The 21,090-nt window shown below is 70.7% G+C and carries 20 protein-coding genes; 8 read left to right on the top strand and 12 right to left on the bottom strand.

Going from position 1 to position 21,090, the window contains the following annotated elements; translation table 11 throughout:
- Positions 1-10 precede the first annotated feature (10 nt).
- The 7 genes from SH922_RS07195 to SH922_RS07165 all read right to left on the bottom strand — a co-directional run bounded on the left by SH922_RS07195 (position 11) and on the right by SH922_RS07165 (position 7,103).
- Positions 11-460: an SPW repeat protein gene (locus SH922_RS07195; protein ID WP_393056091.1), complete on the bottom strand. Its 450-nt coding sequence runs from the start codon at positions 458-460 to the stop codon at positions 11-13.
- Positions 461-558: 98 nt separating this feature from the next.
- The gene (locus SH922_RS07190) at positions 559-1,548 is read right to left on the bottom strand and encodes an ADP-ribosylglycohydrolase family protein (RefSeq protein ID WP_393056089.1); all 990 of its coding nucleotides are present in this window, start codon (positions 1,546-1,548) and stop codon (positions 559-561) included.
- A 4-nt stretch (positions 1,549-1,552) separates the two neighbouring features.
- Positions 1,553-3,088: an amino acid permease gene (locus SH922_RS07185; RefSeq protein ID WP_393056087.1), complete on the bottom strand. Its 1,536-nt coding sequence runs from the start codon at positions 3,086-3,088 to the stop codon at positions 1,553-1,555.
- 153 nt (positions 3,089-3,241) lie between these two features.
- Positions 3,242-3,892 (bottom strand): fasciclin domain-containing protein, encoded by a 651-nt coding sequence (locus SH922_RS07180; protein WP_393056085.1) that lies wholly within the window; start codon positions 3,890-3,892, stop codon positions 3,242-3,244.
- Positions 3,893-3,997: 105 nt separating this feature from the next.
- On the bottom strand, positions 3,998-5,626 hold the full coding sequence (locus SH922_RS07175; protein WP_393056083.1) for a molybdopterin-dependent oxidoreductase: 1,629 nt from the start codon (positions 5,624-5,626) through the stop codon (positions 3,998-4,000).
- 104 nt (positions 5,627-5,730) lie between these two features.
- Entirely contained in the window at positions 5,731-6,522 is a 792-nt protein-coding gene (locus SH922_RS07170) for an anti-sigma factor domain-containing protein (RefSeq protein ID WP_393056080.1), read from the bottom strand.
- The gene (locus tag SH922_RS07165) at positions 6,519-7,103 is read right to left on the bottom strand and encodes a sigma-70 family RNA polymerase sigma factor (protein ID WP_393056077.1); all 585 of its coding nucleotides are present in this window, start codon (positions 7,101-7,103) and stop codon (positions 6,519-6,521) included. Before SH922_RS07165 ends, SH922_RS07170 begins: the two co-directional genes overlap by 4 nt.
- A gap of 188 nt (positions 7,104-7,291) precedes the next feature.
- On the opposite strand from SH922_RS07165, the gene SH922_RS07160 reads away from it, so the two are divergent.
- The 3 genes from SH922_RS07160 (at position 7,292) to SH922_RS07150 (ending at position 9,956) form a co-directional block, all read left to right on the top strand.
- Positions 7,292-7,954 (top strand): helix-turn-helix transcriptional regulator, encoded by a 663-nt coding sequence (locus SH922_RS07160; protein ID WP_393056074.1) that lies wholly within the window; start codon positions 7,292-7,294, stop codon positions 7,952-7,954.
- A 215-nt stretch (positions 7,955-8,169) separates the two neighbouring features.
- A complete protein-coding gene (locus SH922_RS07155) occupies positions 8,170-9,180 on the top strand; it encodes an ABC transporter ATP-binding protein (protein WP_393056071.1) in 1,011 nt (336 codons plus the stop codon).
- The gene (locus SH922_RS07150; protein ID WP_393056068.1) at positions 9,177-9,956 is read left to right on the top strand and encodes an ABC transporter permease; all 780 of its coding nucleotides are present in this window, start codon (positions 9,177-9,179) and stop codon (positions 9,954-9,956) included. The genes SH922_RS07155 and SH922_RS07150 overlap by 4 nt, the downstream gene beginning before the upstream one ends.
- 26 nt (positions 9,957-9,982) lie before the next feature.
- Here the strand turns inward: SH922_RS07150 and SH922_RS07145 are convergent, their stop codons facing one another.
- Positions 9,983-10,474 (bottom strand): ABA4-like family protein, encoded by a 492-nt coding sequence (locus SH922_RS07145; RefSeq protein ID WP_393056065.1) that lies wholly within the window; start codon positions 10,472-10,474, stop codon positions 9,983-9,985.
- Positions 10,471-11,433, bottom strand: a complete 963-nt coding sequence (locus SH922_RS07140; RefSeq protein ID WP_393056062.1) for a hypothetical protein — start codon at positions 11,431-11,433, stop codon at positions 10,471-10,473. The genes SH922_RS07145 and SH922_RS07140 overlap by 4 nt, the downstream gene beginning before the upstream one ends.
- 106 nt (positions 11,434-11,539) lie before the next feature.
- Between SH922_RS07140 and SH922_RS07135 the strand changes: the two genes are divergently transcribed.
- Positions 11,540-12,178, top strand: coding sequence for a MerR family transcriptional regulator (locus tag SH922_RS07135; protein ID WP_393056059.1), 639 nt, complete (start codon positions 11,540-11,542; stop codon positions 12,176-12,178).
- Positions 12,179-12,315: 137 nt separating this feature from the next.
- Here the strand turns inward: SH922_RS07135 and SH922_RS07130 are convergent, their stop codons facing one another.
- Entirely contained in the window at positions 12,316-13,158 is an 843-nt protein-coding gene (locus tag SH922_RS07130) for a siderophore-interacting protein (protein WP_393056055.1), read from the bottom strand.
- Positions 13,159-13,238: 80 nt separating this feature from the next.
- Positions 13,239-14,147: a 5'-3' exonuclease H3TH domain-containing protein gene (locus SH922_RS07125; protein ID WP_393063481.1), complete on the bottom strand. Its 909-nt coding sequence runs from the start codon at positions 14,145-14,147 to the stop codon at positions 13,239-13,241.
- Positions 14,148-14,466: 319 nt separating this feature from the next.
- Here SH922_RS07125 and SH922_RS07120 point away from each other — a divergent pair, with 319 nt between their 5' ends.
- From SH922_RS07120 to SH922_RS07110, 3 genes are all read left to right on the top strand, one after another.
- Positions 14,467-15,531 carry a glycine betaine/L-proline ABC transporter ATP-binding protein gene (locus SH922_RS07120; RefSeq protein WP_393056052.1) on the top strand — a complete coding sequence of 355 codons (1,065 nt, stop codon included), beginning with the start codon at positions 14,467-14,469 and terminating at the stop codon, positions 15,529-15,531.
- On the top strand, positions 15,524-18,160 hold the full coding sequence (locus SH922_RS07115; RefSeq protein WP_393056050.1) for an ABC transporter permease/substrate binding protein: 2,637 nt from the start codon (positions 15,524-15,526) through the stop codon (positions 18,158-18,160). Before SH922_RS07120 ends, SH922_RS07115 begins: the two co-directional genes overlap by 8 nt.
- Positions 18,161-18,331: 171 nt before the next feature.
- Positions 18,332-18,877, top strand: coding sequence for a helix-turn-helix domain-containing protein (locus tag SH922_RS07110; protein ID WP_393056047.1), 546 nt, complete (start codon positions 18,332-18,334; stop codon positions 18,875-18,877).
- Between the two features lie 19 nt (positions 18,878-18,896).
- Here the strand turns inward: SH922_RS07110 and SH922_RS07105 are convergent, their stop codons facing one another.
- Positions 18,897-20,045, bottom strand: coding sequence for a TDT family transporter (locus SH922_RS07105; protein ID WP_393056044.1), 1,149 nt, complete (start codon positions 20,043-20,045; stop codon positions 18,897-18,899).
- Positions 20,046-20,115: 70 nt separating this feature from the next.
- Between SH922_RS07105 and SH922_RS07100 the strand changes: the two genes are divergently transcribed.
- A complete protein-coding gene (locus SH922_RS07100) occupies positions 20,116-21,048 on the top strand; it encodes a LysR family transcriptional regulator (RefSeq protein WP_393056041.1) in 933 nt (310 codons plus the stop codon).
- Positions 21,049-21,090: the final 42 nt, after the last annotated feature.

Below are 21,090 nucleotides of genomic sequence, written 5' to 3'. Positions count from 1 at the left end.
GAGGAAGCTCCTAGGTGCGGTTGCCGCTGCTGCCGATCTTCATGGATGCGCCCGCGCAGACCAGCCCCAGCAGGACGGTCAGGCCGCCGATGATGACGTTGTTGAGCACGACGCCCATGTCCGGGCTGCTGCCCACCACCCAGGGCGAGATGATCATCCAGGCGCCCATGGCGCACATGGCCCAGCTCAGGCCGTACATCCGTTGCGGCATCACCGTGAATCCCAGTCCCAGCACGGCGATGGCGATACCCATGATCAGGTTGTGTGTCACGAGAGGGGCCTGGGAGGTCGTGAAGTGGAGCACCCAGGGCGAGACGGCGCAGTACAGCCCGACGAGGAAGACCGGTCCGTCGACGAGTGCCACATCGCGGCCACCCATCATCCGGTCGTAGCGGTCGCGCATTTCGGAGACGTCGGGGTGCCCGGCCATGTCGTGGCCGGTGTGCGAGACGTTTGGCATGAGGTTCGTCTCCTTCGGTCCTGCGGGCCCGGTCACCGCTGTGTGCGACAAGCGGCCCGCAATGCCATTGTGCCCTTATATGCTGCTTATGTGTAGATTCAAGGCAGCTGGATATCCGCAGGAACCGCTTCGGTGCACCGGCCGTCCAGCCGCCCGGCCAGCAGGGTCAGTTCCGGTGTACGCAGCACCCGGGCGCCGTACCCCGGCAGTGGCACGTGCAGCGGCCCGGTCCAGCGCGACGGGATCGCCCCGAGCCCGTACACCGCTCCGGCCAGAGCCCCCGTCACCGCCGCCACGGTGTCGGTGTCCCCGCCCGCGTCGATCGCCGAGGCGAGCGCTTCCTCGTACGAACGCGTCGTGCGCAGCGCCCACAGTGCGGTGCCCAGGCAGGGCCACACCGCGCCGTTGAACTCCGTCGCCCGGTCCGGATGCCAGCCGGGCGCGAGGACGGTGGCCCACCGCTCCCGGTGATCGGCGTGCACGGCGGCCAGTGCGTCAGGGACGGCGGCGAGCGGATCGGCCCCGTCCAGTGCCACCCGGATCAGCTCGTGCAGTACGGCGGTGCCCTCCCAGGCCGCGCGGTCGCCGTGCGTCAGTGCGGCGATCCGGCGGGCCGCGTCCATGGTCGCGGCCCGGGCGTCCGCCTCCGGCCGCTCCGGCCCGGCGAAATACACGGCTGAGGTGGCGGCGCGCATCAGTGAACCGTTGCCTGCGGCCCGGCCGTTGATCTGGAAGTGCAGCGCCGCGGCGGTGTCCCACGGATCACCGCTGGTCAGCACATCCTCGGTCTGGAGGCCGATGTCCTTCGGCTCGCCGGCCGCCCACCGCCGGAACCGGCCGAACAGGTCAGGGAGGTCGAGACCGCCGCGCTCCAGCAGGGACTCCCCGACCAGCACGGCCATCTGCGTGTCGTCCGTCGCCTCGCCCGGGTCCCAGCCACCACCGCCGCACATCGTCCCGGCACCGTCAGGGAAGCGGGTCGTGTACACACCCACAGGGCCGAACTCGAAGGGTGCGCCCAGCGCGTCGCCCACCGCCGATCCGACCACCGCACCGGCCGCCCGGTTTTGCCTGCTCAGGGAGTCCATCCGGTCAGAGTACGGAGGGCGACCGCTTCGCGTACGCGCGATAGGCCGCGCCGAGCAGCACCGTGGCGCCGAGAAACAGCACCGTGAACCACTGGAAGTACCAGTGCCCGCCCGCCGGGTCGTACACCGCGGCGCGGGGCCAGGCCAGGTTGACGGTCATGAAGGCTCCGTACACGAAGGCCACGGCGTTGACCGGAAGTCCCCAACGGCCCAGGGAGAAGAGGGGGCGGCCCGTCTCGTCGTGGAGCGGTCCGGTGGCGGGGGAGAGAGGGAGGCGGCGGAGTCTGCGCAGCAGCATCGGGCCCGTGACCATGGCGTACGCCAGGTAGAGCATCGCGATGCACGTGGTGCCGATCGCCAGGAACGCCTCCGGGGAGGCCAGGTTGAGCAGTCCCAGCGCCGCGGCCGCAGCGCCGACGAGCAGGGCGGGCGCGGCGGGCATTCCGGTGCGCGGGGAGACCTTGGCGAGGCGGGACGAGCAGGGCAGCACCCCGTCGCGGGCCATCGAGAACAGCATTCGGGAGCCGGCCGTCTGGATGGCGAGCGTGGCTACCGCGACGGCGACCGCCACGTCGGCGAGCAGGAGCCGGCCCACGCCGTCGCCGAGGCTGCTGGTCAGCACGTACGAGAGGCCTTCCGTGGCCAGCCGCCCGTCGGTCAGGTCGGGCGCGGCCAGGATGCCGGCGAGCACCAGCAGTCCGCCGAGCACCCCGGCCGAGGCCAGTGCGAGCAGGATCGTGCGTGGTGCGGTGCGACGCGGGGAGCGGGTCTCCTCGCTCATCTCACCCGCGCTGTCGAAGCCGATCAGGACGTAGGCCGCGGTGAACGAACCGACCAGCAGGGAACCGAGCGCCCCGCCCTGCCCTCCGGTGTGCAGTGTGATGCCGGGGGTGCGTTCGGTGTGGGTGAGGAGGAGGACCAGGATGAGAAGGGCACCGATGATCTCCGCCGTCACCCCGATCCGGTTGACCGCCGACATGACCTTGTTGTCGAGCAGGTTCACCGTCGTGGTGAGGGCGAGGAGTATCACGGCCAGCAGAGCCGCGTTGGCGGCGCCCGACGCCGTGGTGGGCGCAGGGTCCCCGCCCATCAGCTGGAATCCGGACCAGATCGCGGGCAGCACCACCTGGAGCGCGAGCGCTGCCGCGGCGACCACGACGATCTGCCCGATCACCATGATCCAGCCGGCGTACCAGCCGAACGCGGGAGTGCTCAGCCGGGTCGACCACTGGTAGACGGCCCCGGACAGCGGGTAGCGGGCGGCGAGTTCGGCGAAGCAAGCGGCGACCAGCAGCTGGCCCACGAGCACCGCAGGCCAGGTCCAGAAGAAGGCGGCCCCGCCGAAGGAGAAGCCGAACGCGAAGAACTGGAAGACGGTCGTCAGGACGGAGATGAAGGAGAAGCCGGCCGCGAACGAGGCGTACCGCCCCATGGACCGGTGCAGTTCCTGGCGATAGCCGAAACCGGCCAGGGAGGCGTGGTCGCCCTGGCCGGTTCCGGCGGGATCCGGTCGTACGTCCGTTGGTGCGGTGGCGGTCATGTCAGCCCCTGTCGCCGATTTCCTGTCGGGCGACAGAAATTAGGGACGCGCTGTTTCGGGGGCGTGACGCGGCCGTGTCCGCGCGGGGCCGAAGTGCTCACGTCCTCCGGTGCGTTGCCGGGCGGACGGTTGCGGAGTCCCCGTGCGGAACCGCTACTTGGCGGGCATCAGCACCGTGTCGACGATGTAGACCGTCGCGTTGGCGGTCTGGACATTGCCGCAGACGACCTTCGAGGAGTCGTTCACCGTGTACGTCACGCCCGAACCGGACGTCGTCAGCTCGCTCTTCTCCAGCGTGTCGAAGGAGCCCTTCTCCAGCTGCTTCGGGGTCAGCTTCTGGCCCACCACGTGGTAGGTGAGGACCTTGGTCAGCGCGGCCTTGTCGGCGAGCAGCTTGTCCAGGTCGGCCTTCGGGACCTTGGCGAAGGCGTCGTTGGTCGGGGCGAACACCGTGATGTTCTGGGCGCTGTTCAGCGTGTCGACCAGGCCGGCCTTCTTGACGGCGGTGACGAGCGTGGAGAGCGCCGGGTTGTTCGAGGCGGCCGTGGCGACCGGGTCCTTCGCCATGCCGTCGAAGGAGCCCGCGCCGTCCTTCGGCACCGTCGAACAGGCCGGGCCGAAGGGCTCGTTCATGGGGGTCGTGTCGTCGGCGGGCGCCGAGGCCGTGTCCGAGGCCTTCGCCGAAGTCGCGGAGGATCCGGCCGCGCTGTCCTTCGAGTCGCCGGAGCAGGCCGTCAGGGCCAGCGGCAGGACGACCGCAGCGGAGAGTGCGACGGCGGCGCGACGGGCGTGGGTGGCCTTCATGGTGTTCTCCTGGTGGGATGGGTGACCGCGTGGTCGCGGTCGGTGGTCGGGATGGGATGTGCGACGGGTGCCCGGTCCGTACGGAACGGGCATGGGGGCGTCCGCTCAGGACACGTCGACCACCACCGAGTGCCAGCCGGTCGCGCCGTTGGGTACGGTGCCGGCGCGCCGATCGGTCTGGGTCGCGCCGGTGCCGTCCGTGGCGCGGACCTCGAGGGTGTGGTCGCCGGAGGTGGCCGGCCATTCCCACACCCACTGGCGCCAGGTGTCCCGGCTGTCCTCGGCAGCCAGCCGGGCGGTGTTCCACGGGCCGCCGTCCACCCGGACCTCGACCCGCTGGATTCCGCGGTGCTGGGCCCAGGCGACCCCGGCGACCGGGATCGTGCCGGCCTTCGGGGAGGCGAAGGGGCGGGGGGTGTCGATACGGGACTCGGTCTTGACGGGGGCCTGCCGGGACCAGGACCGCTTGACCCAGTAGGCGTCGTAGTCGTCGAACGTGGTGAGCTCGATGTCCTTGATCCACTTGCAGGCCGACACGTATCCGTAGAGGCCGGGGACGACCATCCGGACCGGGAAACCGTGCTCGAAGGGCAGCGGTTCACCGTTCATGCCGAGGGCCAGCAGCGCGTCGCGCCCGTCCATGACGGCTTCGACGGGCGTGCCGATCGTCATGCCGTCCACCGAACGCGCCACGATCTGGTCGGCGGGCCCGCCCCGGGACGGGGGCTTCACCCCGGCCTCCCGCAGCAGATCCGCCAGCCGCACACCGATCCACCGGGCGTTGCCGACATACGGCCCGCCCACCTCGTTGGAGACACAGGCCAGGGTGATGTCGCGTTCGACGATCTCCCGGCGCAGCAGGTCCTGGAAGCTGAGCGTCAGGGGCTTGCTCACCCCTTTGCCGTGGATGCTCAGCTGCCATTCGGCGGCGTCGAGGCGCGGTACGACGAGTGCCGTGTCCACCCGGTAGAAGCTCTTGTTCGGGGTGACGAACGAGCTCAGTCCCCGGATGTGCAGATCGGCGCCCGCCGGTACCGCAGGAGCCGCCGAGGCGGGTACGGGCAGGACGAGGTCGCGCCGTGAGGCGGCTGCCCCGGCCTGCACGGCGGAGGTGAGCCGCCGCCCCAGCAGCCCGGCACCGGCCGAGGCCGCCGCCGCGGCGCTCGCCGCGATGACGAAGCCCCGCCGGTCGAAGGTGCCGCGGGCCGGCTCCCCGCCCCCCTCTCCAGCCGCGGGAGAGGGACGGGAAACCGGTGCCAGCCGTCCGGCCAGGAGATACAGCACTCCCGCGGCCACCACGGCACCCACCATCGAGGGCAGCGCGTCGGACACGCGGCCCTCCGGCCGCCCCGCCGCCGCGACTGCCCCGATCACCCCGAAAACCAGGACGGCCGCCGAGCCCGGCAGCCGGTGTCGCAGCGCCAGCACCCCGACCGCCATGGCGAAGACCGCCAGCAGGGCCAGAATGCCGAGCTCCAGCACCAGCTTGTCGTTCGTGCCGAAGTTCCGTACGGCGAAGTCCTTGAGCGCCGGGGGAGTGCGGTCGATCACCGCACCGCCCACCGCCGCGACCGGACCCGCCTCGGGACGGACGACCGCCGCGACGAGTTCGGCGACGGCCAGGGCGCAGAATCCGGCGATCACACCGCTGAGCGCGGCGAGGACAGTGCGTGCCCAGCGGGACCGCCGGGGCCCGGGGGCCCCGTTCCGCGTGTCGTTCCGATCTTCACTCACATCCGGGATTCGTTCCCCGATGCCCGGCGGATTGGTCGGTCATCCGAATGAATGTGAGCCGCTCCCGGCCGAACGGCTGTACCGGGGCCCGTCCACGGCGCCGCTCACGCCGACGGCAGGTTCATCAGCGCCAGCGGGGCCGACGTCGGCTGCGCCGAGCCGCCCGCGGGTTCGACGGTGACCCCCATGCCCGTGGCTCCGTCCAGCGGCCCGTCGAGCAGGGCCGCATACGTTGTCGACGAGGGGCTCGACGCCCGCATCAGGCCCGCGGAGCGCATCGTGCCGTTGTCGTCGAACCACAACTGGTAGACCTTGCCGCCGGGGGCCTCGGCGAGTCCCGAGGCGAGGAACACGGCCCTGTTCTGACTCCTGGACACCACGACCGTGCCCTTTCCACCGTCCTTCAGGGTCCCGGACCGCGACTGTGCGTCGGGCGCGGCCAGGACCTGGGCGAGCTGTGCGTTCTCCCCCTGTGCGGCACGGGCCTGCTCCAGGGCGTCCTGTGCCTCCTGGTGCTGCCACACCGCGACGCCACCGAAGCCGGCCGCCGCGGCCAGGCTCGCGGCGAGCGCGAAGGCCGGCCACCGGCCGGTCCGGCCCGTGGCGGTGCGGCCCGTGGCAGTGCGGCCCGGGGCCCAGGTGCGGGCGCGGCCACCGCCGGACGGCGGCTCCTGGCGTACGGTCGCGACCTCCCGCAGCACCCTCGCGCGCAGCTCCCGCGGCGGTGTGGCGGAGACGGCGAGCCCGAGCCGGGTCGCGGTCTCCGAGAGCTCGCGCACCTCGACGGAACAGGCCTCGCAGTCGCCCAGATGGCGTTCGAAATCCCGGCGTTCGGATTCCGGCAGCGCGTGCAGGGCGTAGGCCCCGGTCAGTGTGTGAAGGCCGGCGTCGCTCATGCGCTCACCCCGAGGCAGTCGCGCAGCCGGATCAGTCCGTCGCGCAGTCGAGTCTTGATCGTTCCCAGCGGTGCCGCGAGCAGCTCCGCCACCTCGCGATAGGTCAGCCCGCGGTAGTACGCCAGGGTGACGGACTCCCGTTGCAGCTCGGACAGGGTCCGCATGCAGCGGCGTACCTGCTCCCGCTCCAGCCGGATCTCGACCTGCTCGGTGACGTTGTCGAAGGCGGGCGTGCGGTCGAGGAGCGCGGCCTTGTGCTCCCGTGCCGTCGTGGCCTCCACGGAGCGCACCCGGTCCACCGCGCGGTGATGGGCCAGCGTCAGCACCCAGTTCATGGCGCTCCCGCGGGCGGCCTGAAAGCGCGGAGCCGTGCGCCACACCTCGACCAGCACTTCCTGCGCGACCTCCTCCGACTGGGCGGGATCACGCAGAACGCTGCGCACGAGTCCGAGCACCGGCCCGCAGACCACCTCGTACACCTGGGCGAAGGCGTCCTGATCGCCCCGGGCGACCATCCCCAGCAGCTCCTGGAGATCGGGCCCCACCGAGGCCGATCCGCTGATGTGCACTGCTTCCTTCACGCGGGCTTCCTCCCAGGGTGTTCAACGGTCTCCAACAGGGATTCGGAGCCGGTGGCAGCGCGGATTGGTCAGGGGGCGAGATACTTCCACGCTCCTCGAATTTCGCGATACATCGTGGTTGACGGCCGCGGATGCTCGCGATATGTTCGGCTACGAGTATTTGGCGACGGAGTGAGGAGGTGGGGCGGGTGGCCAAGCGGCGAAAGCTCGGCAATCCACTGGCGCTCACGGTGATGGTGCTGCTCGCGGAGCGCGCCATGCATCCGTACGAGATCGCCCAGACCCTCCGCCGGCGGGGCAAGGAACACAGCGTCAAGATCAACTTCGGCTCGCTCTACACCGTGGTCCAGAACCTGGAGAAGCACGGCTATGTGGAGGTCACGGGCGTGCAGCGGCAGGGCAACCGCCCGGAGCGCACGCTGTACGGCATCACTGAGGCCGGGCGCGCCGAGATGCTGGACTGGCTGTCCGACCTGATCGCGGTGCCGGCCGCCGAGTTCCCCGTCTTCGACACGGCCCTCTCGCTGCTTCCGGTGCTGCCGCCGGACGAAGTGGCGCAGCTCCTGCTGGACCGCGAGCAGGCGCAGACCGTCCGGGCCGCGGCGCTCCGGGGGGTGCTCACCCAGCTGGGTGACACGCTTCCCCGGGTCTTCGTCGTGGAGAGCGAGTACCAGCTCCACATGATCGAGGCGCAGTTGGAGTGGATCAGGGGCTTCGTCAAGGAACTCACCGACTCCACCATCAGCGGCATCGAGGAATGGAAGTCGTTCCACGAGACCGGTGAGGTGCCCCAGGACTGGCAGGACCTGGACGAGCAGGACATCGCCCTCGACCCCGAACGCAAGGCGTGACGGAAGGGGCGGACCAAGAGAAAAAGACCCCGGCAGGAGCTGTTGGAGCAGCACCCGCCGAGGTCTCGAACCCCGGACCGGACAAGCCGTGAAGGCACGCCAGGCGATCGAGGTGCGGCACACCCAGGATAGCCCGGCACTCCACTCGCGGACCGGCTCGGCCCCACGGGCACTCGGAGCACCGAGTGCCCCGCCGACCACAGGAGAGCTCCGCCATGAGCACCCGTGCGCCCGCCGTCGAGGCGCGGCAGCTGATCAAGACCTATCCAGGTGACGTCACCGCGCTCAGCGGGATGGACCTCACCGTCGCCCCCGGCACCGTCTTCGGGCTCCTCGGGCCCAACGGCGCCGGGAAGTCCACCACCGTCAAGATCCTCACCACCCTCGCCCGCCCGGACTCCGGCTCCGCGTCCGTCGCCGGCCACGACGTGCTGCGCCACCCCGACCGGGTCCGCCGCGCCATCGGCGTGGTCGCCCAGAAGTCCGGCGCCGACCCGGTCGCCACCGGCCGGGAGAACCTGGTGCTCCAGGGCCGGCTGTACGGAATGCGCGGCGCCGCCGTCCAGCGCCGGGCCGACGAGCTCCTGGACCGCTTCGATCTCGCCGACGCCGGGAAGCGCCAGGTCAAGGGGTACTCCGGCGGAATGCAGCGCCGGCTCGACGTGGCGCTCGGCCTGGTCCACCGCCCCGAGGTGCTCTTTCTCGACGAGCCGACCACCGGGCTCGACCCGGAGGCCCGCACGGCGATGTGGGAGGAGATCTCCCGGCTGGCCGGTGAGGAGGGCCTGACCATCGTGCTCACCACGCACTATCTGGAGGAGGCCGACCGGCTCGCCGAACGCATCGCGATCGTCGACCGCGGCCGCATCGTCGTCGAGGGCACTCCCGACGAGCTCAAGGGTGAACTGAGGGGCGACGCCGTCCATATGGAGCTGCGCGCCGACGGCGACCGCGAGGCCGCCACCGCCGCACTCGGCGGACTGCCCGGCGTGTACGAGGTGCTGGTCGACGGACGCCGGGTCAGCGTCCGCGCCGAGGACGGCGCGGCCGCCGTTCCGGTGCTGCTCGCCGCCCTGGAGCGGGCCGGTGCCGCCGTGGCCGCCGCCACCGTCGCCCGCCCCTCCCTGGACGACGTCTATCTGCGGTACGCCGGCCGCCGCTTCTCCGAGGCGGAGGCCGCAGGCCCCGACAGCGCTTTTGCACCCGCCGCAGGAGGCGCCCGATGAGCAGTCAGGCACTCGCCCAGACCTGGTACATGACCCAGCGCCAGCTCACGGCGATTCTCAGGCAGCCGGTCTTCCTGGTGATCTCGCTGATCCAGCCGGTGATCTGGCTGTTCCTGTTCGGCAACCTCTTCAGGAAGGTCGTCGAACTCGGCGGCTTCGGCACCACGTCCTACCTGGACTACCTGATCCCGGGCATCGTCGTGATGAGCGCCCTGGGGTCGAGCATGTGGGCCGGCATGGGCACCCTGGAGGAGATCGAGCGTGGCACGCTCAACCGCTTCCTGACGACGCCCGTCAGCCGCAACGCGCTGATGAACGCCAACGTCGTGCAGAACGGCATCAGCACGGCCGTGCAGTCCGTGATCATCGTCCTGCTCGGCTGGGCCGCGGGCGCCACCTACCCGGGCGGAGTGGGCGGACTGCTGATCCTGGTCCTCGCCTCGATCCTGCTCGGTACGGTGTTCGGCGCGTTCTCCAACGCCCTGGGCATGCTGGTCCGCCAGCGGGAGTCGATCATCGGCATCAACACCTTCCTGCTCCTGCCGCTGACCTTCCTCTCCACCTCCTTCATGGCCCCGAGCCAGATGCCCTCGTGGATGCGGCACACAGCCGACTTCAACCCGGTCAACTGGGCGATGGTGGCCGGCCGTTCGGCGCTGAGCGCGGATCCCGACCGGGTCCTGGTGCTCAGCCGCGGGGGAGCGCTGCTGGTGCTCGCTGTGATAGCGGTCTGGCTGTCGACCCGCACCTTCCGCGCGTACCAGAAGTCCGTCTGAGCGCCGGTGCCCGGACCTGGCCGGCGTCATCGGCCGGGTACGGGCCGGTCCACCGGCGCCGCACCCTCCGCCCGGCCCGGGAGTTCGCTCCTGGGCCGGGTTCCGCGTTGCCGGACCGCGCGCAGGGCCAGGAAGAGCAGCAGTCCGAACGGCGAGAGCAGAATCGTCAGTACGAGCAGCGGGCCCATCACATATGGCGAGATGCCCAGCCGGCGGCTCTCCAGGAACATCCACTGGCCCAGCAGCAGATCCCAGGCGATCACCTGCGCCCACACCGCTCCCGCCCCGTTGGACAGCGCAGTCAGTTCACGGAACGTGTCGATGTCCGGGCTGCTCACCGCCGCCCAGAGCTCGGGAAGGACCGGAAGGGCCATCGCCAGATAGACGGCGAGCACCGGCAGGACCGTCAGGGGTGAGGCGGCGACCCGGGCCGTGACCGCCCGGCCCGGCAGGAAGATCATGAGCAGCCAGAACGGCGCCGCCAGCACGAACGAGATCTCGAAGAGCGCACCGGTCATGACACGAACTCCTTCTCGACGGTGGGGGAGGTGTGCGCCCCGGAGCGCGGCCGCAATGCGCCGTACGCGCCGGCGGCGGTGGCGGCCAGAACGAGCGCCGCGGCGCTGAGGGTCGCGTCGTCCGGGTGGATCAGCGGCTGGCCGCGCAGCGCCTGCCAGGTGACCAGGGCGGTGACCGCCGCATAGGCACCGGAGGTGACCATCACCAGGTGCAGTCGGACCCGGGGGTCGCGCAGCCGGGCGAAGCGCGGCGCCAGCGTGACCAGCGCCAGCAGGAACAGGGGGAGCAACTGGAGTGCGTGCATCCCCACGAAATGCGGGATGCGCAGATCACCGCCGGTCGTCGACCAGCCGGTGAGCGCCATCGAGGGCCCGCCGTCCGGTACGCCCACGGCATGCGCACCGACCACATCGGCGGTGTCGAGGTTTCCTGCCGCGCGCTGCTCCTTCGAGGGCTGCGTCATGAGGAAGCCGAAGCCTGCGCCCACCAGGGCAAGGAGCACACCCGAGCGGATCGCCCAGGCGGAGGCACGGTCCGCGATACGGGCGCGCAGCAGCAGGATCGCGATGACCAGGGTGCCGGTCCACAGGATGACCACGGTGGCGCCCATTGCGGCGAACAGCGATGAGTCGAACGGTGTGGCGTGGTTGAAGTGGCTGCGCTTCCCGCGGACGACCTGCGCCGTGATGATCGCCATCTCGACGAGGCTGGAGAGCGCGACCACGGTCCCGGCCCACCAGCCGGCGCGCCGGCCCCGGGTGAGGAGCGTCAGCATCCAGGCGAGCGCGAGAGCGTACACGACGAACGAGACCGCGAACTTGAAGGGTTTGAACCAGATTGCCGAGCCTGCCAGAACCCGGTCGTCGACCAGCAGGCCGACACCCGAGACGACCGTCATCACGGCCATGGCGGCGGCGAAGAGGACTAACGGGCGGTGCCAGGTACGCCATTGCGGCATGAGATCCCCCAGAGTCGATTATGGATAGTGGCGCTCTCTGCTATCCGATAGTGAAACTATCTATGATGGAGTGCGGGTTGGCAAGCGGGAAAAGGGAGAACACGCGGTGCGCATCGGTGAGTTGAGCCGCAGGTCCGGAGTTCCGGTACCGACGATCAAGTTCTACGTACGGGAGGGGCTGCTGCCTGCCGGGCGGCTGACCAGCCCGAACCAGGCGAGTTACGACGACGGACACGAGCGCAGGCTGCGGCTGATCCGGGTCCTGCTGGACGTCGGAGGGCTCCCGCTGTCGGCCATCGGGGAGGTGCTCCGCGCGATGGAGGATCCGGCTCAGCCCGTGCACGACGTGCTGGGCGCGGCGGCGAAGCGCATCGCGCCGTTGCAGGGTGACGACCCCGGGCCCGAGCTGGAGGACGCCCGTGAGGACGTGGCGGAGCTGTTGAAGCGCAGGGGCTGGCTGTCCGAGGCGCGCAGCCCCGGCGGGGAGTCGCTGGCCGAAGTGCTGGTGGCGCTGCGCCGAGCAGGGTATGGCAGTTTCGTCGAACTGCTCGACGACTACGCGACGGCCGCCGAACAGGTCGCACGGATCGACCTCGACTACGTGGGGCGCCGCGTGGCACGGGAGGACCTGGTGGAGAGCGTGGTGGTCGGCACGGTGCTCGGCGAGGCGATGTTCGCCGCTCTGCGACGGCTCGCCCATGTGGACGCGTCGGCACGGCTGTACGGCGAGGAGGCGGGCGGCTGAGCCGGCGCCGCCGCGTCCCGGCTACGGGACCGGTGTTGTGGGTCCGGCGCTGTGGGGCCGTGCCGTGGGGCCGGTGTGCGGACATGGCTGTGCCCCGGTCCATGGACCGGGGCACAGGGCGGTTCGCGGCAGGGGGCTTACGCGGCGCTCTCCTGCTCGCGCTCCACCTGCTCGTTCCACTCGCGCTTGACCGAGCGCCAGGCGTCGTCGTTCTGGCCGAGCCGCCAGTAGCCGGAGATCGACAACTGCGGCAGCGGGATCCCGCGGTCGAGCCTCAGGTGGCGGCGGATCTCCTTGACGAAGCCCGCCTCGCCGTGGACGAACGCCTGGACGTCGCCCGCGGGGAACTCCAGCGCCTTCACCGCGGCGACGAGCGCCTCGCCCACCGGGCGCTCGCCCCGGTGCAGCCAGGTGACCTCGACGCCGTCCGGCGACGCGATCTTCTGCTCCTCCGAGGCGTCCGCGACCTCGATGAACGCGTGCACCACCGCGCCCGCGGGCATCTGCTCCAGTGCCGCGGCGACGGCCGGCAGGGCGCTCTCGTCGCCCACCAGAAGGTGCCAGCCGGCCGAGGCGTCGGGGCCGTAACCACCGCCGGGGCCCAGGAAGGTCACCTGGTCACCCGCGGCCGCGCGCGCCGCCCACGGGCCTGCGAGGCCCTCGTCGCCGTGCACCACGAAGTCGATCGCCAGCTCCCGGGCGTCCGGGTCCCAGGAACGCACCGTGTAGGTACGCGTCGTGGGCCAGAGCTCGCGCGGGAACTCCTCGCGGATGCGGGCCATGTCGAAGGGGTGCGTGTACTCGGCGCCCTCGGGGGCGAAGCACAGCTTGACGTAATGGTCGGAGAAGCCGGACAGCGTGAAGTCGGCGAGACCGTCACCGCCGAGCACCACCCGGATCATGTGCGGGGTGATCTGCTCGGTGCGCAGGACCTGCGCACCCTGCGCCTTGGGTGCCTGCCGCGCCGGTCGTTCTGCCACGAGGTTGTCTCCCTGCTCAGGATGCCGGACCGTTGGCCCATACACGGGACATTGGTCTTAGGGTTACCTAACCTAACACCTCAGGCGGCGAGTGTGGAGAGCAGACGCTGGAGTGCTCCGCCCAGTCCCCATTGGTCCGCAAGGGCTTCGAGCGTCGCGGGGTCGCGCGGCTCGGCGGGCAGCGCGGGGTCGAAATCCGGCAGGGGTACGTCGCCGGCGACCCGGACCACGGTCGGCGCGACGGCCACGTAGTCACGGGCCTCGTCGAGCCGCTTGCGCTGCGAGGGCGTCAGCTTGGCGGCCGGATCGTCGACCGCGGCCATGATCCCGGCCAGGTCGCCGAACGCGTCCAGCAGTTTCGCCGCCGTCTTCTCGCCGATGCCGGGGACGCCCGGCAGTCCGTCGCTCGGGTCGCCGCGCAGCAGTGCCAGATCGACATAACCGGAGCCGTCCACCCCGTACTTCTCGCGGAGCCAGGCCTCGTCGGTCACCTGGAGGGAGCCGACGCCTTTCAGCGGGTACAGCACCCGCACCCCGCGGGCGTCGTCCACCAGCTGGTAGAGATCCCGGTCGCCGGTGACGATGTCGACCGGGCCGGTCGCCAGGCCGGTCAGCGTGCCGATCACATCGTCCGCCTCGTACCCCGCGACGCCGACCCGGGCGATGCCCAGGGTGTCGAGGACGTCCGCGATGACCGGCACCTGCGGGGCCAGGGTGTCGGGCGTCTCCTCCTCGTCGGGCAGTCCCTCGCCGGTCTCCACCGCGACGCGATGCGCCTTGTATGAGGGGATCAGGTCGACGCGCCACTGCGGACGCCAGTCCGCGTCCCAGCAGGCGACCAGATCGTCCGGCCGGTGGTCCTGTACGAGCCGGCCGATGAAGTCCAGCAGCCCGCGCGCGGCGTTGACCGGTGTGCCGTCGGGTGCGCGCACCGAGTCGGGGACCCCGAAGTAGGCGCGGTAGTAGAGGGAAGCGGTGTCGAGGAGCATCAGGCGTCGCGTCACACCCCGATGATGCCGCACCCCGCCGACAGCGGCCGCCGCGGACGCGGTTCCCGGACCCCGGCCGCTCTTTTGTGAGCTGGGTCACTCTGATGTTTGCCCTGTGTAAGCGGGGGCAGGCGCGGCACCGGAGCGGACCACGTCGCACTTTCAACTAGTGCACGTGCCATGCGGACCGAATCCGCACCGCTCCACGGTCTGCCGGAGGGGGTGGCAGACCGTTCTCGGTTCAACGCGTGAGGTGTATGTGTCAAGGCTGCAAGCCGAACACTTGTACAAAGTTTTCGGCAGACGACCCGATCAAGCCGTGCAGAAGCTCGAGAGCGGCACGGACCGCGACGAGCTGCGCGCCGACGGAACGACCGCAGCGGTGATCGATGCATCGTTCACCGTGGAACCGGGCCAGATCTTCGTCGTGATGGGTCTGTCCGGGTCCGGCAAGTCCACGTTGCTGCGCATGCTCAACGGGCTGCTGGAGCCCACCGCGGGCAAGGTGCTCTTCGACGGCCAGGACCTGACCGCCCTGACCGCCGCCCAGCTCCGCCATGTCCGCTCCACCAAGATCAGCATGGTGTTCCAGCACTTCGCCCTCTTCCCGCACCGGAGCGTTCTGGAGAACGCCGGCTACGGCCTCGAGGTGCAGGGCGTGCCGCGCGCCGAGCGCAACCGCCGCGCCGCCGAGGCACTGGAGATGACCGGCCTCGCCGGCTGGGAGAAGTCCTGGCCCGACGAGCTGTCCGGCGGTATGCAGCAGCGCGTCGGCCTGGCCCGCGCGCTCGCCACCGATGCCGACCTGCTCCTGATGGACGAGTCCTTCAGCGCGCTCGACCCGCTGATCCGCCGTGACATGCAGGACCAGCTCCTGGAGCTGCAGAAGCGGCTGAAGAAGACCATCGTCTTCATCACCCACGACCTCAACGAGGCCATGCGCCTCGGCGACCGCATCGCGGTGATGCGCGACGGCGAGATAGTCCAGCTCGGCACCGCCGAGGACATCCTCGTCACCCCGGCCAATGACTACGTCGCGTCCTTCACCCAGGACGTGGACCGCTCCCGGGTGCTGACCGCGGGCGCCATCATGGCCGAACCGCACACCGTGATGGGCACCACCACCGACGACGGCAAGGAACTGCGTACGCCCGCCGACGTCCTTCGGGAGGCACCGGCCACCGTCGTCGAGTCCACCCCGATCATCGAGCTGTTCACGCCCTGCTCGCAGAGCGGTGTCGCGGTCGCCGTGACCGACGACAAGGGCAAGCTCATCGGTGTCGTGCCGAGGGCCCGGCTGCTCGCCGTCCTCGGTGAGCCGATGACCCCCACCGAGGCTCCCCAGGGCGCCCAGGCCTCGCTGAAGAAGGTGGCCAGTGTTTAGGCTCCATCTCGGCGACTGGGTCGACTCCGCCGTCGACTGGCTCCAGACCCACCTGGCCTGGCTCTTCGACGCCATCAGCTCCGTCGTGAGCGGCATGTTCGACGGCATCGCCGCCGTACTCTCCGCCCCCGCGCCCCTGCTCTTCGCGGGCATCGTCGCCGTCATCGCATGGTGGCTGCGCGGCCTGCTCGCCGGTGTGCTCGCGTTCGTCGGCTTCGCCCTCATCGACTCCGTCGAGCTGTGGGACGAAGCGATGGACACCCTCACCCTGGTGCTCGTCGCGACCATCGTGACGCTGGTCCTGGCCGTACCCCTCGGTATCTGGGCGTCCCGCTCGAAGACCGTCAGCGCGGTGACCCGGCCGGTCCTCGACTTCATGCAGACCATGCCCGCCATGGTCTACCTGATCCCCGGCGTCATCTTCTTCGGCGTCGGCGTGGTCCCCGGGATCATCGCCACCATCATCTTCGCGCTGCCCCCGGGCGTCCGGATGACCGAACTCGGCATCCGCCAGGTCGACGGCGAACTCGTCGAGGCGGCCGAGGCCTTCGGCACCACCTCGCGCAACACCCTGCTGCGGGTGCAGCTGCCGCTCGCGCTGCCCACGATCATGGCGGGCATCAACCAGGTCATCATGCTGGGCCTGTCCATGGTGGTCATCGCCGGCATGGTCGGCGGCGGCGGCCTCGGCGGCTCCGTCTACCGCGCCATCGGCAACGTCGACGTCGGGCTCGGCTTCGAGGCCGGCGTCTCCATCGTCGTCCTGGCGATGTACCTGGACCGCATGACCAGCGCCCTGGGCCGCGAGGTCTCCCCGCTCGCCCGCCGCGCGCTCGCCAAGGCGCAGTCGGTGACCGGCGGACTCAAGGTGTGGAACTACCGCCCGCAGCCCGTCGTCGCCCTGGTCGGCATCGTCGTCCTCGCGCTCGTCGCCGGCGGCATGGGCATGTTCGGTTCCTCGGACACGGACGGCACCGCGAGCTCCGACCCGAAGAACATCGGGGCCGGCAAGAAGATCAGCATGGGCTACATCCCGTGGGACGAAGGCATCGCCTCCACCTTCCTGTGGAAGGAACTGCTGGAGCAGCGCGGCTTCGAGGTCGACGTCAAGCAGTACGAGGCCGGTGCGCTGTACACCGGCATGGCGGGCGGTCAGATCGACTTCGAGACCGACTCCTGGCTGCCGGTCACCCACGCCGCGTACTGGAAGAAGTACAAGGACCGCCTGGAGGACATGGGCTCCTGGTACGGCCCCACCTCGCTGGAGCTCGCCGTCCCCTCGTACGTGAAGGGCGTCGACTCCCTCGACGACCTCAAGGGCAAGGCGTCCGACTTCAAGGGCCGGATCGTCGGCATCGAGCCGAGCGCCGGTGAGACGGGCCTGCTCAAGGACAAGATCCTGCCGGGCTACGGCCTGGACAAGGAGTACAAGGTCGTCGACGGCTCCACCCCGGCCATGCTGGCCGAGCTGAAGCGCGCGTACGCCAAGAAGGAACCGATCGTCGTTCCTCTCTGGTCGCCGCACTGGGCGTACAACCAGTACGACCTCACCAAGCTCAAGGACCCCAAGAACCTCTGGGGCAAGGGCGACGGCATTCACACGCTGACCCGCAAGGGCTTCGCGGCCGACAACCCCGAGGTCGGCAGCTGGCTGAAGAACTTCAAGATGACCGAGGAACAGCTCACCAGTCTTGAGGCGCAGATCCAGAAGAGCGGCTCCGGCAAGGAGCAGGAGGCCGTTCAGACCTGGCTGAAGGCCAACCCGGGCGTCGCCGACAAGTGGACCCCGGTCAAGAAGGCCGCCACCTCCAAGGGTGCCGACGGCAAGGACGAGCGCGACCGTGCCGTCGAGATGGCCTGGTTCCCGTGGGAGGAGGACATCGCCGCCACGTACCTGTGGAAGGCCGTCCTGGAGGACCGCGGGTACAAGATCAACCTCAAGCAGTTCGAGGTCGGCCCGATGTACGCCGCCATGTCCCGCGGCCAGATCGACGTGCAGTTCGACGGCTGGCTGCCGTACACCCAGAAGAACTACTGGGACAAGTACGGCTCCAAGCTGACCGACATCGGCTCGTGGTACGGCCCGACCTCCATCGAGATCGCGGTGCCCGACTACGTCAAGGACGTGAAGTCCCTGGCGGACCTGAAGGGCAAGGGCTCGCAGTTCAAGGGCCGGATCGTCGGCATCGAACCGGGCACCGCCACGATGGAGAACCTCAAGAAGAACGTGCTGCCGGGCTACGGCCTGGACGAGGAGTACAAGGTCGTCGACGGCTCCACTCCGGCCATGCTGGCCGAGCTGAAGCGCGCGTACGCCAAGAAGGAGCCCATCGCCGTCGTGCTGTGGACCCCGCACTGGGCGTACAGCGAGTACAAGATGACCAAGCTCCAGGACCCGAAGAAGGCCTTCGGTGACGGCGACCGGCTGCACACCATCGCCTCCAAGGAGTTCCCGCAGAACTACCCGCAGCTGACCAAGTGGTTCAAGGACTTCAAGCTCAGCGAGGGCCAGCTCGCCGGCCTGGAGAACCAGATCCAGAAGCGCGGTGCGGGGCACGAGGAGGAAGCCGTGAAGGCCTGGATGGACATGAATCCGGGCATCGCGGACAAGATGGCTCCTCAGCAGTAGCCGTGGCAGCGGCCCCACCAGGGGCATCGGCACGGAAAGGGGTGGGCACCGCCGGTGGCGGTGCCCACCCCTTTCGGGCTGTCCGGACGACTCTTTCCCCTCCGTCCTCGCGTAACGGTGTGCGTAAGGTGCTGGCAACCGGAAGGATGGCGAGTCGGGAGGGAGCCGGACATGGACGACAAGGAAACACTCCGGGTGGGCGCCGCGGTCCGCCGACAGCGCAGATCCCTGGGACTCACCCTGGCCGCGGTCGCCGCACGCAGCGGTCTGTCCGTGCCGTTTCTCAGCCAGATCGAGAACGAACGGGCCAGACCCAGTGCCCGTTCCCTGGACCGGGTCGCCGAAGCCCTGGAGACGACCACCGCACGCCTGCGCGCCGCCGCGGACTCGGCGCGCGCGGTCGACGTCGTGCGTGGCGCGCAGGAGGACGGTGTGCGCAGGGTGGTGCGCGGCCGCCACCAGCTCAGTGCCCTCGAATTCACCGGCGAGCTCGACCTCGGGCGAGAGTTCCAGCACCGCAACGACGAGGTGATGTACGTGGCGGAGGGCGCCGCCGAGGTGGAGGCCGAGGGGCAGGCCTACCGGCTGGAGCGTGGCGACACGCTGTTCCTCTCGGGCGGGGTGCGCCACCGCTGGCGGGCCACGGTCCCCGGGACCCGGCTGCTGGTCGTCGCGGTCGCCGAGCACATCGACGCCACGTTCGACCCACGGCGCTGAGCAACCGGCGCGCCGTATGTCACGCGGTACGGGCCGTCACCGGCGCGGGCCCCTGCGGCGCCGCGAGCAGCATCCCGCTCAGCAGCCCGCGCAGCGTGCGCGCCCCGGCCACCGCCCAGGCCGCCACCAGCAGGACGTACAGGGCGACGGCCAGCCAGGTGAACGCCGCCAGACCGGTGTGCCGGGCCAGACCGGCAGCGCCCGTCACGCACGTACCGACGGGGAAGGTGAAGCCCCACCACGTCATGGCGAAGGTCATCCCGCCCCGCACCGCCCGCACCACCAGGGCGACGGACAGCGCGAGCCACAACAGCGCGAACCCCATGACCGGCACCCCGTACAGCACGGCGAACGCCCCGAGCGCGGAGGCGTACGGTGCCTGGATCGCACCCGGCGCCACATCGGCCAGCGCATTGACCGCGGTCGTCGACTGACCCAGCGGGCCGAGCACCAGGAACAGGGTGGGCGTCAGCACGAGCGGCAGCGGACCGCGGTGGACCAGCCGGGCGAAGATCAGCGGCAGCATCACCAGCGTCGCCAGCAGGCTCAGCCCGAACATCGCGTAGCAGGCGAGCAGCATCGCCTCCCGCCACTGGCCCTCGGGAAGTTCCGGCACCAGCAGCGGGCCGAGAGCGGCCGACACCATGGGAGCCACCACAGGCAGCAGCCACACCGGGGACGCGGTGCCGGGCTCGGGCCGGTGGCGCACGATCATCAGATACGGAATCGCCACGGCCGCGGCCAGTCCGGTCAGTGTGCCCGCGGTGTACAGCAGCACATCCAGCACCAGGGCCGCCTGATGGCCGATCACGTCCCTGCCCACCACCATCCCGGAACCGCCGACGGCCAGCAGAGCCATCGAGAGACAGCCGTAGAACGGCGCGACCGCCGGATCCAGCAGATGCGCGCGGGCCTGGTCGCGGTGTGCGGCCCAGTGCCCGGCGCGGGCCGCGAGCACGGCGGCCAGCAGAACCGCCGAGAGGACCCACACCAGCGTGCAGGCCGCCCGCAGCCCGGGGACGTGCACGGGCAGGGCGGCGCCGGCGCTGGCCACGATCGCGGTGCCCATGACGGTCGCGTACCAATTGGGGCCGAAGTGCCGCAGGGCCGGCCGCCGGACGGTGCCGGCGTACGGAGGAGCGGTGCGGGTCTGCGGAAAGATGGCCATGCCACGATTCTCGGCCCGCGGATCGTCCCCCACCAGGGAGTCCCGCCCTATGAGGTCATAAGGTGGACTTATGATCAGCGACGCGCCCGCACTTCTGTCCCACCGGGTACCCGATCTCGGTGCGCTGGAGCTGCTGCTCGCCGTCGCCCGGCACGGCAGCCTCGGACGCGCCGCCCGGGACGTCGGCATCACCCAGCCCGCCGCCAGCAGCCGGATCCGCTCGATGGAACGGCAGCTCGGCCTCGCCCTCCTTGACCGTTCGCCCCGCGGCTCCCGCCTCACCGACGCGGGCGCGCTCGTCACCGACTGGGCGCGCCGGGTCGTCGAGGCCGCCGAGGCGTTCGACGCGGGTGCCCAGGCGCTGCGGGACCGCCGCGACTCCCGGCTGCGGGTCGCCGCCTCCATGACCATCGCCGAATACCTGCTCCCCGGCTGGCTGATAGCGCTGCGCGGCGAACGGCCGGACACCGCGGTGTCGCTGCTCGCCGGCAACTCCGCGGTGGTCGCGCAACGGCTGCTGACCGGCGAGGCGGACCTCGGCTTCGTCGAGGGGCTTTCCGTGCCGGAGGGGCTGGACGGCACGGTCATCGCGCACGACCGCCTGGTCGTCGTGGTCGCCCCGTCGCACGCCTGGGCCCGCCGCCGCACCGCACTGACCCCGAAGGAGCTGGCCGGGACCCCGCTGATCCTGCGCGAGCACGGCTCCGGCACCCGCCAGGTCCTGGGCGCCGCCCTCGCCGTGCACGGGGGACTGGCCCAGCCGCTCCTGGAGCTCTCCTCCACCACGGCGGTGAAGGGCGCGGCGGAGAGCGGCGCCGGGCCCTGCGTCCTGAGCGAACTGGCCCTCGGCGAGGAACTCTCCGCCCGGCGCCTGGTCAAGGTCCCGATCGCCGGTGTCCGCCTGCGCCGCCAGCTCCGCGCCGTCTGGCCCGCCGGCCACCGCCCCACGGGCCCGGCCCGCGACCTGCTCGCCCTGACGCGTTCGGGGCCGTCCGGCGACTGAGGCCGGGGTGGGGGCGTCAGAAACCGGTGGCCCGCCCGCCCG

Source organism: Streptomyces sp. LN549 (assembly GCF_043203805.1).
In the GTDB taxonomy this organism is placed as follows: Bacteria; Actinomycetota; Actinomycetes; order Streptomycetales; family Streptomycetaceae; genus Streptomyces.
Note: the sequence above shows the minus strand (reverse complement) of the source record. Positions and strands in the feature narration are given on the sequence as shown.